This is a genomic window from Planococcus sp. PAMC 21323 (genome assembly GCF_000785555.1).
GTDB lineage: Bacteria > Bacillota > Bacilli > Bacillales_A > Planococcaceae > Planococcus.
On record NZ_CP009129.1, the window covers coordinates 3026775 to 3043020 of the forward strand.

The 16246-nt window shown below is 39.7% G+C and carries 11 protein-coding genes; 6 read left to right on the top strand and 5 right to left on the bottom strand.

Features of this window, described 5'->3' with window-relative positions; genetic code table 11:
- The first annotated feature begins 181 nt into the window (after positions 1-181).
- Complete coding sequence (locus PLANO_RS14910) at positions 182-1165, top strand: cation diffusion facilitator family transporter (protein WP_038705212.1); 984 nt, start codon at positions 182-184, stop codon at positions 1163-1165.
- Between the two features lie 66 nt (positions 1166-1231).
- Here PLANO_RS14910 and PLANO_RS14915 read toward each other — a convergent pair whose 3' ends face one another.
- Complete coding sequence (locus tag PLANO_RS14915; protein WP_156108914.1) at positions 1232-2110, bottom strand: HAD family hydrolase; 879 nt, start codon at positions 2108-2110, stop codon at positions 1232-1234.
- 213 nt (positions 2111-2323) lie between these two features.
- On the opposite strand from PLANO_RS14915, the gene glcT reads away from it, so the two are divergent.
- The 3 genes from glcT (at position 2324) to PLANO_RS14930 (ending at position 6069) form a co-directional block, all read left to right on the top strand.
- A complete protein-coding gene (gene glcT, locus PLANO_RS14920; protein WP_038705213.1) occupies positions 2324-3166 on the top strand; it encodes a glucose PTS transporter transcription antiterminator GlcT in 843 nt (280 codons plus the stop codon).
- A 158-nt stretch (positions 3167-3324) separates the two neighbouring features.
- Positions 3325-5361, top strand: a complete 2037-nt coding sequence (ptsG, locus tag PLANO_RS14925; RefSeq protein ID WP_038705214.1) for a glucose-specific PTS transporter subunit IIBC — start codon at positions 3325-3327, stop codon at positions 5359-5361.
- 165 nt (positions 5362-5526) lie between these two features.
- Complete coding sequence (locus PLANO_RS14930) at positions 5527-6069, top strand: ECF transporter S component (protein WP_038705215.1); 543 nt, start codon at positions 5527-5529, stop codon at positions 6067-6069.
- 76 nt (positions 6070-6145) lie between these two features.
- On the opposite strand, the gene PLANO_RS14935 is transcribed toward PLANO_RS14930, so the two are convergent.
- The 4 genes from PLANO_RS14935 to PLANO_RS14955 all read right to left on the bottom strand — a co-directional run bounded on the left by PLANO_RS14935 (position 6146) and on the right by PLANO_RS14955 (position 13535).
- Positions 6146-7645, bottom strand: coding sequence for a malate:quinone oxidoreductase (locus PLANO_RS14935; protein ID WP_038705216.1), 1500 nt, complete (start codon positions 7643-7645; stop codon positions 6146-6148).
- A gap of 666 nt (positions 7646-8311) precedes the next feature.
- Positions 8312-9451 carry a mannitol-1-phosphate 5-dehydrogenase gene (locus PLANO_RS14945; protein WP_038705218.1) on the bottom strand — a complete coding sequence of 380 codons (1140 nt, stop codon included), beginning with the start codon at positions 9449-9451 and terminating at the stop codon, positions 8312-8314.
- A gap of 5 nt (positions 9452-9456) precedes the next feature.
- Positions 9457-11544, bottom strand: coding sequence for a BglG family transcription antiterminator (locus tag PLANO_RS14950; protein ID WP_038705219.1), 2088 nt, complete (start codon positions 11542-11544; stop codon positions 9457-9459).
- A 98-nt stretch (positions 11545-11642) separates the two neighbouring features.
- Entirely contained in the window at positions 11643-13535 is a 1893-nt protein-coding gene (locus tag PLANO_RS14955) for a PTS mannitol transporter subunit IICBA (RefSeq protein ID WP_038705220.1), read from the bottom strand.
- A gap of 528 nt (positions 13536-14063) precedes the next feature.
- Between PLANO_RS14955 and ahpC the strand changes: the two genes are divergently transcribed.
- Both ahpC and ahpF read left to right on the top strand, forming a co-directional pair.
- Complete coding sequence (gene ahpC, locus PLANO_RS14960; protein ID WP_038705221.1) at positions 14064-14633, top strand: alkyl hydroperoxide reductase subunit C; 570 nt, start codon at positions 14064-14066, stop codon at positions 14631-14633.
- A 12-nt stretch (positions 14634-14645) separates the two neighbouring features.
- A complete protein-coding gene (gene ahpF, locus PLANO_RS14965) occupies positions 14646-16193 on the top strand; it encodes an alkyl hydroperoxide reductase subunit F (protein WP_038705222.1) in 1548 nt (515 codons plus the stop codon).
- The last annotated feature ends 53 nt before the right edge of the window (positions 16194-16246 follow it).

The window sequence follows — 16246 nt, forward strand, 5'->3', positions numbered from 1 at the left end:
AATTGTAAGATACGAATCAACGATCGTCAGACACTCATCAAATAGCTGTTCTTATAAGTATACACTCATCAGAAAAGAAACAGTTTCATGTGTACTACTGTGTTTTAATTTTAACGCTGGGGGAATTAAATAAAGAAACGACTTAATTACTTATGTCTTGTGACTGAAAGGAGAAGTTTACATGAAAGAACTTTTAGGCCTGATGAAGTTTGGTACAAAGTCCGCTTTATGGGCAGCTATAATAAATACGATCGTTGCCATTCTTAAAACGGCTGCTTATTTGATTACTGGGAACGTAGCGATGTTTGCTGAAATGATGCATAGTTTCGGGGACGCTGCGAACCAATTTTTTGTTTTTGTTGGTTCTGCATTAAGTAAAAAAGAACCGACAGAGCGCTTTCCAGGAGGATTTGGTCGATTGGTCAACCTTGTGCTACTCGGCGCTGTCCTAATTGTTGGAGTATTAGCCTATGAGACCATTGTCGAAGGAATTCACCATATTTCAAATGCCACACATTCGGAAGATTGGTTTTGGTTGAATATGGGTGTGCTTGGTGCTTCTGCATTGCTTGAAATGGCGGTTCTTTATAAAGCGATGAAGGAAATTACAGAACACTTACCAAAAGAACAAATAAAAGGCTTTAAAATAATTCCTGAAAGCTATAAGCATGTGAAAGATGCTAAGCCGGCTTCGAAGCTCGTTTTTTTAGAAGATAACGTTGCTGTTGGTGGCGCATTACTTGCGATGCTTGCTATTGTTATCGCTACTTATACACCTTTCCATAGTGCTACGGGATATGCTTCAATCGTTATCGGTATTGCACTTATCTTTGTTGTAGGTCGTATCTTTATGGATAACGCGGCAGGCGCACTTGGCGTTGCAGATGTGAAAATGCAGGCAAAAATGGGTGCACGTATTTTGCAACATCCACATATTAATGATATCCAAGACTTGGATGTTATTAAAGAAGGTGAAAGTTTACACGTCGAACTAAAAGTCGAAGTCGATCCTCATATGACCATTAAAGAAGCTGATGAAATTCGAAATTATATTGAGAAAAAGATTAAAGAAAGCGTCGAAAACGTAACCGATGTGATTATCGAGTTTGATGATGATGATGGCGTGGACACATGGAGTCAGATTTCAAATGAGGAAAAAAAGTAGTTTTGTAGCAGTAGAAAAGACAATGGGAACCGCGAAAAATCGTCGGGTTTCCATTGCCTTTTTAGTTTATGCTTGTGAAACTTTCGTGATAGGGTCTAATACAGCTGTTTTTAAATACTGATATACACCATTTTCGTCGCAAGTAAACTCCGTAACTTCATCTGCTTTTTCTTTAATATGATCCGAAGCATTTTTCATGGCGACGGCATGGTTAACGTATTCAAACATTTTCAAGTCATTATCGCTATCTCCAACGGCTAAAGTCTCGCAGCCCGTTAAGTTAAATCGCTCTAGCATTTCTTGAATTCCTGATGCTTTGTTGACATCGGCAACCATAACTTCTGCATTATGCGGTGACGAAGGTGTCATCGAAAAATCTGTCTCTTTTTGCAATTTTTTTAGTTCAGCTTTCCAGTCTTCGATTTCCTCCCTCGTTCTTGCGAAAAAGTAAAATTTCGAAAAATGATCTCCTGTTATTTCTGATGTCCACTCGATATCTTCTTCTATTGCTTTTTGACGCGAAATCCATTCGTTAATCTGAACGGAATCAGGCTTTGGATCACGAATTGCCGCTTCAATAAAGGCTTTATTTTGTTCTAATACGACTCGCGAATTACCATGCGGGAAAAGCTCGTAATAGATTTTTCGTTCACGTGCTTTCTCAATAATCGTTTTCACCAATTCGATCGGCAACGCGTGCTCAAAAACGACTTCTTCACCAATATAGCCTGCCATGCCATTTGCGGTAATAACGCCATCTACTGCAAAGCCTTCAGGCAACATTTCTGCTAGCTCATCCACTGATCGACCTGTTGCGATGAAAACAAAAATTCCTTGCTCACGCAATTCATCGATTACTTGTTTCGTTTCTAGGCTAACTTCGTTCTGATGATTTAAAATGGTTCCATCCATATCTAAAAAAATGGCTTTCGGGTTACTAGTCACTCTATTACCTCCTGTTGTTCTATACACATGATATCCCTCAGTATACGCCGTGCTATTTTTAAACTCAACGAAAGGACAGCTCTTCTTACTAAAGGGACTAGAACTATTGTAGAAAGACAGAAAATGCTAGAATGATAGAAAGAGAAGTTTTCAGATTTTAATTGATATGACAGGAATTTTGTTTATCTATGCTAGCGGCAGACGGAGGTTAACATGAAACAAGCCTTGACCATTCAAAAAGTATTAAATAATAATGTCGTGATCGCTCATAACGACGTCTATAAAGAAGTGGTATTAATCGGTAATGGTCTCGGTTTTAATCGCAAAAAAGGAGACACCGTTCCTTTTGACCAAGCCGATAAAACATTTCTGCTCAAAGACGAGAAAGAAATGGAGCAGTATGTAAATTTGCTTCCTTATATCGACGAAAAACTCATTTCCTTTATCCAAGACTTGCTCGTTTTCATCGAAGAAAGAATGGCTAAAGAATTGAACGAACACATTCATGTTGCACTGACCGATCATATTGCCTTTGCGATTAATCGTGCCAAAAAAGATATCCAATTCTCCAATCCCTTTTTATTTGAAATAGAATCGCTGTACCCAAAAGAGTATCTAGTTGCTAAAGATGTTGTTCAAAAAATAGAAGATAGAACGGGTGTCTTTTTCCCTGAAGGTGAAATTGGCTTTATCGCACTTCATATTCATAGCGCGGTAACCGACAAGTCTTTACGTGACATTAAGCGCTATCATTCTTTGCTATCACAAATGGTGAACATCATTGAAGACAACTTAGATATTCAATTAGACAAAAACAATATCGACTATCATCGCTTAATCCAACACCTTCACCGGGCAATTGACCGCGCTGATAAAGGCACGGCCGTTGGCGAAGAAAATAAATTGGCTGCCATGTTGAAAAGCGAATATCCGATATGCTATAATCTTGCTTGGAAGCTCATAAAAGTAATGCAAAACCAATTGAATAAGCCAGTCGATGAATCAGAAGTCATGTATTTGACGATTCACTTGCAGCGCTTGACACATAAATTCTGACCATACGTGTTACTGATTCGATCAGGCATGAGTATGAAAAGACGAAAGTAGACCAACAGGACAACTCTGTCCTTTTATCCACTTTTCCCTTTTCTGCTCATGCCTTTTATAATGGATTCAATTGTTTATCACATACAAAATATAGAGGAGGAAGTTACATGTCATTTAATTTATTTGGTACATTGCAAAAAGTAGGTAAAGCGTTAATGTTACCCGTTGCACTCTTACCCGCTGCTGGTATTTTACTAGCTTTCGGTACAAGTTTTGCACAAGAATCATTTTTGGAAGCGGTTCCTTTTATGGGAGCTAACTGGATTCAGCAATTATTATTCATTATGGCAGAAGCGGGCGGCGTTGTTTTTGACAACTTGCCTTTACTGTTTGCCGTAGGTGTAGCCATTGGTCTTGCTGGTGGTGATGGTGTTGCAGGTCTCGCTGCCATTATTGGTTACTTGATTATGAACGTCACCATGAAAGCTTTTGGTGGCATTACACTAGAAATGACGAGTGACCCGGCCTACGCTAACGTGTTAGGTATACCTACACTACAAACAGGAGTTTTTGGCGGGATTATCGTCGGTATTTTAGCCGCTTTCCTGTACAATAAATTCTTTAATATTCAGTTGCCTCAGTTTTTAGGATTTTTTGCAGGTAAACGCTTTGTCCCAATTATTACCGCGTTCTCAGCCGTTTTCCTTGGTATTGTTATGTTCTTCCTTTGGCCATTTGCTCAAGGCGGCTTGAATACTCTTTCTCACTTTATGTTGGAAACAAACCGTACACTAGCAGCTTTTGTTTTTGGAACGATTGAACGTTCATTAATCCCATTTGGTTTACATCACATTTTTTATTCGCCATTTTGGTTTGAATTTGGTCAATATACAACAGCTGCAGGAGAAATTGTCCGCGGTGATCAACGTATTTTCTTTGCGCAACTACAAGACGGTGTAGACTTTACAGCTGGTACGTTTATGACGGGTAAATTCCCATTCATGATGTTTGGCCTTCCGGCTGCAGCTCTTGCAATCTATCACACAGCACGTCCTGAGAAAAAGAAAATTGTCGGAGGCATCATGGCTTCGGGTGCTTTAACTTCTTTCCTAACAGGGATTACAGAACCTCTTGAATTTACATTCTTGTTTGTTGCTCCCGTGTTATTCGGTATTCACGCTATATTCGCAGGTTTATCGTTTATGACGATGCATTTACTTAACGTTAAAATCGGTATGACATTTTCCGGTGGCTTGATCGATTTCCTACTATTCGGTGTTATGCCAGGTAGAACGGAATGGTTCTGGGTTATCGTCGTCGGTCTCGTGTTCTCAGTCATTTATTACTTTGGTTTCCGTTTCGCGATTCAGAAATTCAATTTAATGACTCCTGGTCGTGAAGCAGATGAAGAAGGCGATGAAGAAGTAAAAGAAATTGGCGACTTGCCATATGAAATTCTTGCTGCTATGGGTGGACAAGAAAATATCACCGACTTAGATGCATGCATTACGCGTCTACGTGTCAGCGTTGCAGATAAAGGTAATGTAGACAAGAAGCGCTTGAAAAAACTGGGTGCTTCTGGTGTCATGGAAGTCGGCAATAACATTCAAGCCATTTTTGGACCTGTTTCAGATAGCTTACGCGGACAAATGCAGGATATTATGAACGGCAAGTCTCCTCGTCCGATTGCCAAAACAGAAGGTTCAACTGAAGGTCTAGTTGCTTCAGGGACAGCTTTAGAATTTAATAACCCGATAACAGGTGATATCTTACCGATCTCAGAAGTTCCGGATCAAGTATTTTCCGGTAAAATGGTCGGAGACGGATTTGCGATCAAACCAACTGAAGGAAAAGTCTTTTCTCCAGTGAACGGTAAAGTGGTTACAGTCTTCCCTACCAAACATGCAATCGGTATCGCAGCTGATAACGGCACAGAAATTTTGATCCATATCGGTATCGACACAGTACACCTAAAAGGTGAAGGCTTTACTTCACATATCGAACAAGGCGATTTGGTTGAACAAGGACAGCTCTTAATGGAAATGGACTTGGATTATATCGCTGAACATGCAGCTTCTATTATCACACCTGTCGTCTTCACCAACCTTGAAGAAGGACAATCGATTAAACTTAAAAAATCTGGTGCCGTTTCAGCTAAAGATACAGGCATTCTGGAGATTATCAATGGCGAATCTGTCGTCTGATTAAAAATTTCCACTAAAAAACCGATCTCATTTGGAACGTTCAAATGAGATCGGTTTTTATTATTTCTATCTGACCCCTAAGTTTTGTTTGAAATTGACGCTTTTAACTAGTCCACCGCTCTGCTAATCTTATCTGAAAAAGAAAAGATAGGATGGTTACTACTCATGCAAAAAACTACTAGCTATTCACCAGCAGCTAATTCTCGTACCTTTGATTTGGTTTTGAGCTCGATGGCCATTGCGCTTGTCTTTGTGGCTACGTTACTCTTGAATATTCGTTTGCCAATTGCTGCTAATGGAGGACTAGTTCACCTCGGCACGGCTATGCTTTTCATTATCGCGATTTTGTTTGGTCCTAAAAAAGGATTAATCGCCGGTGCTATCGGCATGGGTTTGTTTGATGTAGTTTCAGGCTGGCATTTATGGGCGCCAATCACAATTGTCGCACGCGGTCTTCAAGGATACTTAGTTGGGAAAATTGCCTGGTTAGGTGGCAGAAATGGCGGCTCGACTTCTTTTAATATTTTGGCAGCAATCGTTTCAATTCCACTTATGGTTGCGATTTACTACGTTGGTGAAGCAATTATTTTCAGCAGTTGGATCATTCCAGCAGCGTCGATTCCTGGCAACCTTGTTCAAAATGCAGTTGGACTGATTATCGCAATTCCTGTCGCGATTGCATTGAAGAAAACACCTTACTTCAAATAAAATAGTTTGTTACACAATAAAACCCCGCTCACCTTTTATAGGTGAACGGGGTTTTTAAAATACATTTAGTAACGGCTTATTTTGTGATTGTGTTTTTTTCATCCAATTGCAATGCTTTTGCAGTGGATGCATGGATTTCTTGAAGAAGCTCAGGGTTTTCAGACAATGATTTTCCGTATGACGGAATCATTTCTTTGATTTTTGGTTCCCATTCGCCTACTTGTTCTGGGAAACATTTTTTGAAAATTTCAAGCATCGCATGAACTGCCGTAGATGCGCCTGGTGAAGCTCCTAATAATGCAGCAATTGAACCATCTCCAGAAGTGACAATTTCTGTACCAAATTGAAGTGTTCCCTTGCCTTTATCTGTATCTTTAATCACTTGTACACGTTGTCCTGCAACGACTACTTCCCAATCTTCTAGTTTCGCAGTCGGGATAAATTCACGCAATTCTTCTACACGTTTTTCATTTGAAAGTAACACTTGTTGAATAAGGTACTTCGTCAGTGACATTTCTTTCGCTCCTGCAGCAAGCATCGTGAAGACGTTATTCGGCTTTACAGAACCGAGTAAGTCCATATTCGAGCCTGTTTTCAAGAATTTTGGTGAAAATCCTGCAAACGGTCCGAACAACAATGATTTTTTGCCATCAATAAAGCGTGTATCTAAATGCGGTACGGACATTGGCGGAGCGCCAACTTGTGCTTTCCCATAAACTTTTGCATGGTGTTGCTCAACAATTTCTTGATCATTACATACTAAGAACAACCCACTAACCGGGAATCCACCAATATGCTTAGATTCAGGAATGCCTGTTTTTTGTAGCAATGGCAAGCTTCCGCCACCGCCGCCGATAAAGACGAAATCTGCGCTATGGTATTCGATTTTGTTGTTTTCAAGGTCCTGTACTTTTACTTCCCACGTACTGTCGTCATTACGTTTAATATCTTTTACTGTGTGGTTGTAATTCATTTCGACTTGTTGTTCGCCTAAGTACTCAAACAACATTTCTGTTAACGCGCCAAAGTTGACGTCAGTTCCAGAATCGATTTTTGTCGCTGCGATTGCTTCAGTCGAAGTACGGCCCTCCATAATAAGAGGCATCCATTCTTTTAACTTTTCTGTTTCAGTTGAGAATTCCATTCCTTTAAACAAAGGACTTTTCGTCAAAGCTTCAAAACGATTTTTTAAAAAGCGAACGTTGTCTTCGCCTTGTACCATACTCATATGTGGAATCGACATGATAAATTCTTTTGGATTTTCAATGCGTTTATTGTTTACAAGGAACGACCAAAACTGTCTAGAAAGTTGGAATTGTTCGTTGATGCTGCTCGCTTTTTTAATGTCAATCGAGCCATCCTCTTGTTCAGGAGTATAGTTCAATTCGCAAAGTGCGGCATGTCCTGTTCCTGCGTTATTCCATTCGTTAGAACTTTCAGCGCCTGCTTTTTCAAGTTTTTCAAATACTTTAATATTCCACTCTGGAGCAAGTTCTTTAAGCATTGCTCCTAAAGTTGCACTCATAACTCCAGCGCCGATTAAGATGATATTTTTGTTAGTTTGTTGGTTGTCCATTAAAACCTTCCTTATCCCGTATATTTGCAAATAGGTGCAGCTTGCTCCTGATCAAATAATACAAAAAGCCAGGTTCAACCATAAAACACACCTTTTCTGCTCCAATTATATAATTATATCATATTTCCTGATTGTACCTATCTACTTTTGCCTGTCCATTATACCTCAATTCATAGCTCCGCAAAAGCGAGATCTTCTTTTCTAATTGTTAAACGACAAAAAAGGCAAACACGCATTATTAACGTGTCTGCCCCAGACTGTAGACAAAGTCTTATTAAACTGAATAGTGATGCATACTCTTCAACTGGGCTGGCCACTTCGCTTTACGTGGGCTCAGCCCAGTTGAAGGCTTCTTGCTACGAACAAAGTGAGATTCTTTAGTGCACTTCACCATAAAAGTAACCTATGAAAAGGTTTTTCTCTACTCACTCCAGGATTCGGAGCACCAAGTGGCGACTCCTGCGGAAAAACGAAGGGATGAGACCCCGCAGGAGCTTGCGACGAGGAGGCTCGGCGCTGAGTCCGCGGAAAGCGTCCACTGGGTGCGGAGAATCCCCTCTACATACAAAAAAATGAGTAAGTATTCTTTTGTCTATAAGCTGAGGCAAACACGCATTGTTAACATGTCTGCCCTTTTTATTTTGTTTATTACTTATTGACTTGTAGTTAAGCTTTCAACGCATGGTAGCGGCTTACGACTTCTTTTGTAATGTCACTGTCTTTAGGTAAACCACTAATGGTCGTTAAAACAGCCGCAGGTCCGTTGTCTCGAATTATTTTTTGAATTTCCAACGCTTCTTCATCTTCTGGATAATCAAACAACAATGCAGCCGCAATCGCGTTTGCTAAGTGCGTATAAGACAAGCCTGCTTTTTGAGCTTGTGTAGCCGGACGAATCAATCGATCTTCTGGTCCTAGTTTCCGAATAGGTGCACGCCCTACTCGTGTCACACCGTCATTCAAGTATGCATTTTTAAAGCGTTCAATGTTTTTATCGATATAAGCTAAATGCTCTTGTTCATCAAGTCCATATTCTTTTACTAAATACGCACCCGTTTCTTTAAGGGTCTCTCTGACCTGTGTAACAATTTCCTCATCGGCTAATGTTTCGTCGATTGTTGATTTGCCGGCTAAATACCCCAAATAGGCAATCACGGCATGACCCGTATTTACTGTAAATAATTTTCGTTCAATAAAAGGAGCGAGATCTTCAACTAGCGTCATACCTGTTACTGGTGGAATCGTTTCTGTAGTTTCCACTACCCATTCAAAATACGGCTCTACTAATACATCTAAAGAACTTTGGTCTTGTATGGGTACAATGCGATCAACTGCTGAGTTGAAAAAATATACTTTCCCTTCTAGTTTCGCTATTGTCTCGTCATCTAAACTGTCTAGAATGTGCTGCTTTAATATGTCAGTCGCACCAATCTGATTTTCGCAGGCGATGATATACAACTTTTCGTCTGTCGCCAATATACGCTCTGTTAACCCTTGTGCAATTAATGGAGCGATTCTCGGCAAGATGTTTGGCCCAATCGCAGTTGTTAAATATGTCGCTTGTTGAATCACTCTAATCACATCTTCGGCATGTGTCATATTATTAATCCCCGAAACGTTTTCAATTGTAATCTTTTCTTCTTGTGATTGGGCTAGTTTTACTTGATAGCTTTTTTCTTCATTGAGCTTATTAATTACTTGCTCTGCCACGTCGACAAACGTCACGTGATAGCCTGATTTAGAAAATAAAGCCCCGATAAATCCTCTGCCAATATTACCTGCTCCAAAATGGACGGCTTGTTTCATTGTCATCATTCCTTTATTAACTTATTTTGTAAGTACTCCCAAAAAACCTCTTCTAGTTTCTGTCGAATGACTTTTTCATTAGAAGAAGTAAAAATCATCATCGACTGCTCACTTTCAATCAAACTGGTGCTAATCAAACTCAATATGTCTTGTTGCCGGTCGGTCAATATGGTTGGCGCTAGCATCAATAACAAGTTTTTAACCTGCATATCTTTGCCATCCATTCCTTTTACGGTAAGCGGATTATCTATATGGATGACTTGAAACAATAGCTCTTGTACTGATTCATCGCGGCAATGGAAAAGTGCCATAGTCGTTTCTGGTATCCCTAACCCACCTTTGTTCTCTCGTTCCTTTAGTTCACTCACGGCAGAAGCTACGTTTGTAACTGCTCCTTCTTTTTTAGCCATCTCTATAACTTCCTGCAAAATCTCCCAATGATCTGTAGCAAATTGTTTGCGAACAACTTTAAAATTGGTCAAAACTACATCCATACTGTGCTGCACTTGTTTTATTTCTTGCAGCAGCTGTTGGATATTTGGTCGATTTTTTGTTGACTGTGAGTTGCTCGTCTTTTCGCGATTTAGATAATTTGTTTTACCAGTTATTTTTTTAACATTATTCTGCAAATAACTTTCAATGTAACCAATATCACGCTCATTTAATAAAGGACTTACGCGTATATAATCCACTTCTGTAACAGGCAATCGAATGGTCGAAATGACCAAGTCGTAATCTTTAAAGTCAGCTGCTTGAAAGTCTTTTATTGAAAGAATTTCTACTGAATTGATCTCAGGAATTTCTTTTTGAATACGACTTGCAAGCATCTTTGAAGTGCCTATGCCTGAGGGACAAATAACAACTGCATCTATTTGAACCCTTTCTTCTCCCATTAACATAGCGGAACCAAAATGAAGAACTACAAAAGCAGTTTCATCAGCAGAAAAATTTAGGTCCTCAAATTCATTTTCTATTCCCTGTTTTACGGCCATAAACAAGACTGGGTATTTACGTTTAATCTCATCAGTTAAAGGATTAAACGACTCGATATTTTGGTTTAAACGGAAAATTAGCGGTTCCATATGTGCCAATAACCCTTGATACAACGAGAAGTCATCAATAAGATCAACACCTAACTGTGACGAAACGTTATAGATTAAATTTTTGACTTTTCTCCCCAAAAAGACGCTATCGTAGTAAGAACCCTCAGCAGCCTGGACTTTGGAACCCTTTAATAAAACTGACAAAAAATGCGCATCAGCCATCGTAAGCTGTACTGCAAGCTGATTACTCATTTTTTTACACATCTTGTCCATCAACTGATACTCGTTACTCGAGTTGTCCTCCACCACGTCTTCAGTCTCTAGTAGAAATCCTTTTTCTGTTCGCTGAAGTGTTATACAACTATAAACAACCAATCCAATATAATCACTATCAGCTAACTTCGTTTGTTCTTTGTTTATTTTTTGGTTTATCAAAAGATCTACTACTACCAAATACTCCGCAACAAAATAACCAAGAATGTTTTCTTTTCGACTTTTCCCTTGTTGCAAATGGTATAAGCTCTCAATGATTTCTTCGTAAAAATAAGCCAATAAGTAACTGCCAAGTGCATAGCGCATATTGGTTTCCTCACCATCAACTTCTATACCGACACCTTTTGTTCGAGATATCGTGACTGAAAACTTCTGTAGCCACTCAGTTAAATCATCTAAATGAGCCGTTAATGTAGCATTACTAATTCCTAACTGACTTGCAAGAACTTGCTTTTTAAAAAATGGTCCTTCGTGCAATAAAATAATGAGCAGTTTTAACTTTCGTTCTTCAGGCGTCTCATCTGCAGGACTAACCGTTATTAAATTCTGGATAAGACGATAAATTTGATCGTTGGGTCCTGTAATTAATAGCCCTTCATCTGCGGTACGTTCAATTTTTAAATCAAACTCCACTAATGTCTTTTCAATTGATTTTAAATCTCTTTGAATTGTACGGACACTAACATCTAAATGCGAAGATAAGGAATGAACTGTATGTTTTCCAGAGGTTCTGACAATCAATTCGATTATGGATTTTTCTCTAAACGTGATAAACATAGCTGTCCCCCTATTCCACTTTTAAATGTCTATTTTTAATGCTAGAAAATATAGATAGAACAAAAAGGCAGGAAATCCTACCTTTTTATTCGTATTATTTAATTGCCGTTAATGATATCGATTATTTCTTTCGCAGATTTCGCTTCTACTAACCGATCCACATTGCTTTGATCGGCACAAATAACTGCAATCCCAGATAATATTTCTAAATGCGTTCCATCTTTTCCGGCAATCCCGAATATTATTTTCGCACTCTCTCCATCAAAGTCTACTCCATTCGGTACTTGAATAACAGTAAAGCCCGACTTGATGACAGATTTTTTTGCATCTTCTGTGCCATGAGGAATTGCGACATTATTGCCCATGTAGGTTGTTGTGATTTCTTCACGTTTCAACATTTCGTCTACGTAAGATTCTTCGACATAACCAGCTTTAACTAATTGCTGTCCTGCAAAGCGAATCACTTCTTCTTTCGTACGGAAGCGCTGTCCGATAAAGACATTTTCTTCCCGTAATAGTTGCTCGTCTTCCGAACTTGAAGATGTTGTTTCGTTTTCTTCAACAAGAGTCGCTTCATTAACCTCTCCGTTTTTCAACCGATCGATCAGCTGGTCATATTCTGGACTCGACAAGAAATTGTCCACTGAAATATGATAAGCATCCGGCACTTTGTTTTCAGCGCGCGGTGTTAGCTTTTCTTGCGTAACAACAATTTGAGCGTCTAAAGGGATTGTGCTAATTGCTGTGTTCGATACCGATACATTTAATCCTGCTTCTTTTACTTTTTTGCGTAATAGAGAAGCTCCCATCGCACTTGAACCCATTCCCGCATCACAAGCAAAGACGATTTTTTGAGCATTTGTCGGGAAAGCACCTGTTGCAACTGAATTTGATGCTGTTATTTCCCGGGAAATAGAACTTTTTTTGCCTTTCATTTGTTCCATTTTCTTTGTGGCTTCTTCCATATCATCATCTGTTTGTTTACTCGCTTTTAAAATGACTGCTGAGATAACAAATGAAACCGCCGTAGCAACAAAGACTGCTGCAAAGTTGGCTAAATATGCCATTCCTTCCGGTGGTGTAACAGCTGCAATTGCTAGAATACTACCTGGTGACGCTGGAGCAACCAATCCGCCACCCATTAAAACAAGCGTGAATACGCCACTCATACCACCAGCTACAACAGCTAGCAATAACATAGGTTTCATTAACACGTATGGGAAATAAATTTCGTGAATCCCACCAAGGAAATGGATAATCGCCGCACCAGGTGCAGATTGTTTGGCAATTCCTTTTCCAAATAACATAAATCCGAGTAACACACCAAGTCCCGGTCCTGGGTTGGCTTCTAATAGAAACAAGATTGATTTCCCTGTTTGTTGAACTTGCTCTAATCCAATTGGTGTCAACACACCGTGGTTAATCGCGTTATTCAAGAAGAGGATTTTGGCCGGTTCGATTAAAATACTCGTTAGCGGTAGTAATCCCGCTTCTAGCAACCAGTCTACGCCTGTAACAAGAACTTCTGTAAAAGCACTTACAGCCGGTCCAATTCCTTTAAATGCAAGAAGCGCTAATCCCCCACCTAAAATACCTGCTGAGAAATTATTTACTAGCATTTCAAAACCTGTTTTGATCTTTCCTTCTATCAATTGGTCAAATTTCTTAATAACATATGCACCAAGTGGTCCCATAATCATGGCACCTAAGAACATTGGCGTATCAGGAGCTCCGATAATAACACCCATTGTCGCAATCGTACCAACTACAGCGCCTCGTTGTTCGTAAATCAGTCGGCCGCCTGTATATCCAATAAGAAGTGGCAACATGTAGATAACCATTGGGCCTACTAATTTACTAAATTCCTCATTCGGATAAAATCCTGTTGGAATAAATAGAGCTGTGATTAATCCCCAAGCAATAAATGCACCGATATTAGGTAAAACCATAGAACTTAGAAAATTACCGAATTTCTGTACCTTCACTTTCATGTGATCCTCTCCTTCTTAAAACTAGTTTGTCATAATGTACTCTTATCATAGCCCCTAAATGGAAGCGCATTCAAGAACAAGGAAAGTCAACTTTGTCGGGCTTGTCACGACATGGCTGTAGTTTATTGAATTAGAGAAAAGTCGTAAGAAGCATTTTAACTTTTTGTAGCATGTTTGGATATACTCTTATGCTCTCTCAATTACATACTTCTAATGAGAAAAATGTTTGATTTCTAACTGTTAATAATATTCTGAAATTATTAATTGGGTAAATCTTTTTTTCTTAATCTTGCTTAGAAATCACTCCAAATTGAGTAACTCATAACGTGTTCACTCATTATTCATAGTAATTCCAAAGTATGTAAGGAGACTAATGGGTTCTCTTTGACAAAAAGACGTTTTCATATAACAATAGTAATATAATTAGAATAATTATAATTAAATAACGATGATTGATTAAAGAGAGTTTTCATTCAACTTTACATCGTTACATGTAATTGTTCTAAAAACATTAGGAGGTCATTATTTATGTCATTAATCGGGAAAGAAATTCAACCATTTAACGCTTCAGCATACCAGGCTGGAAGTGGAGAGTTTATCGAACTAACAGAAGAAAACCTAAAAGGTCAATGGAGTGTTGTGTGCTTTTACCCAGCAGACTTTACATTTGTTTGCCCAACTGAATTAGAAGATCTTCAAAACCAATACGCAACATTGAAAAGCTTAGGAGTTGAAGTATACTCTGTTTCTACAGATACTCATTTCACACACAAAGCTTGGCACGACCATTCAGAGGCAATCGGCACGATTCAATACACAATGATTGGCGACCCGTCACAACGCATTTCTCGCGGCTTTGATGTACTTGATGAAGAAGCAGGTTTAGCACAACGCGGAACATTTATTTTAGATCCAGAAGGTATTGTACAAGCTGCGGAAATTAACGCAGACGGTATTGGCCGTGACGCAAGCACACTTGTTGGAAAAATTAAAGCAGCACAATACGTGCGCAACAACCCAGGCGAAGTTTGCCCTGCAAAATGGGAAGAAGGCAGCGAAACACTTAAGCCAAGTCTTGATCTTGTAGGTAAAATTTAAGGAGTGCAGGACATGATATTAGATAAAGCAATAAAAGCGCAATTAGAACAGTATCTACAATTGCTGGAAAACGATGTGTTGTTAAAAGTCAGCGCTGGAACTGATAAGTTTTCTCGCGATATGACAGCATTGGTCGAAGAGATATCTGCTATGTCTTCCCGCATTACTGTAGAGCATACAGAGCTAGAACGAACACCAAGCTTTAGCGTCAATCGCCCTGGACAAGATACAGGGGTTGTATTTGCCGGTATTCCTTTGGGGCATGAGTTCACGTCTCTTGTTCTAGCATTATTGCAAGTGAGTGGACGTGCACCGAAAGTCGATCAACACGTAATTGATCAAATTCAAAGCATTGAAGGTTCATACCATTTCGACTCTTACATCAGCTTGAGCTGTCAAAACTGTCCGGAAGTGGTTCAAGCGCTCAACTTGATGAGTATACTCAACCAAAACATCACACATACCATGATCGACGGAGCAGTATACAAAGAAGAAGTTGAACGTAAAGACATCATGGCTGTACCAACCGTTTTCTTAAACGGTGAATCGTTCGCAAGTGGACGTATGACACTTGAAGAATTGCTCGCTAAACTTGGCAGCGCTCCAGATGCTTCTGAATTTGCCAACAAAGAACCGTTTGACGTACTTGTTGTCGGTGGCGGACCGGCTGGAGCCAGCGCTGCGATTTACGCAGCACGCAAAGGAATCCGTACTGGTATTGTTGCTGAGCGTTTTGGCGGTCAAGTAATGGATACGTTGAGCATCGAGAACTTCATTAGTGTCAAAAAGACAGATGGCCCGAAATTTGCGGCTAGTCTTGAAGAGCATGTGAAAGAATACGATATTGACGTGATGAACTTACAACGTGCGAAAAAGTTGGAGAAAAAAGAATTTTTCGAGCTTGAACTTGAAAATGGGGCTGTTGTAAAAGGCAAAACCATCATTCTTTCAACTGGTGCACGCTGGCGTAATGTTGGCGTTCCAGGTGAAGAAGAATTCAAGAACAAAGGTGTTGCTTACTGTCCACATTGTGATGGTCCATTGTTTGCGGGCAAAGACGTAGCGGTTATCGGCGGTGGAAACTCTGGCGTTGAAGCAGCAATTGATTTGGCAGGTCTTGTGAATCACGTAACTGTTTTGGAGTACAACTCTGAGCTTAAAGCCGATTCAGTTTTACAAGATCGTCTACGCAGCTTACCAAACGCAACGGTTATCACAAACGCTCGCACACAAGAAATTACCGGAACAGATAAAGTAAACGGCATTTCTTATCTTGATCTGCAAACCGGGAATGTGAACCACATCGAATTAGCTGGCGTGTTTGTTCAAATTGGTCTGGTACCGAATACAGATTGGCTAGGAGACTTTGTTGAACGCACACAGCATGGTGAAATCGTCATTGACCAGCGTGGCGCGACTAACGTTTCAGGTGTTTTTGGAGCTGGAGACTGTACTAACATCCCTTATAAACAAATCATCATTTCAATGGGATCTGGTGCGACTGCCTCATTGAGTGCTTTCGACCATCTTATTAGAAGTGAAGTTCCTGTTTTGGTTTAATAACAAAGTAAAGGACGGTAGACAACTCGATTGGATCGAGTTTGTCTACCGTC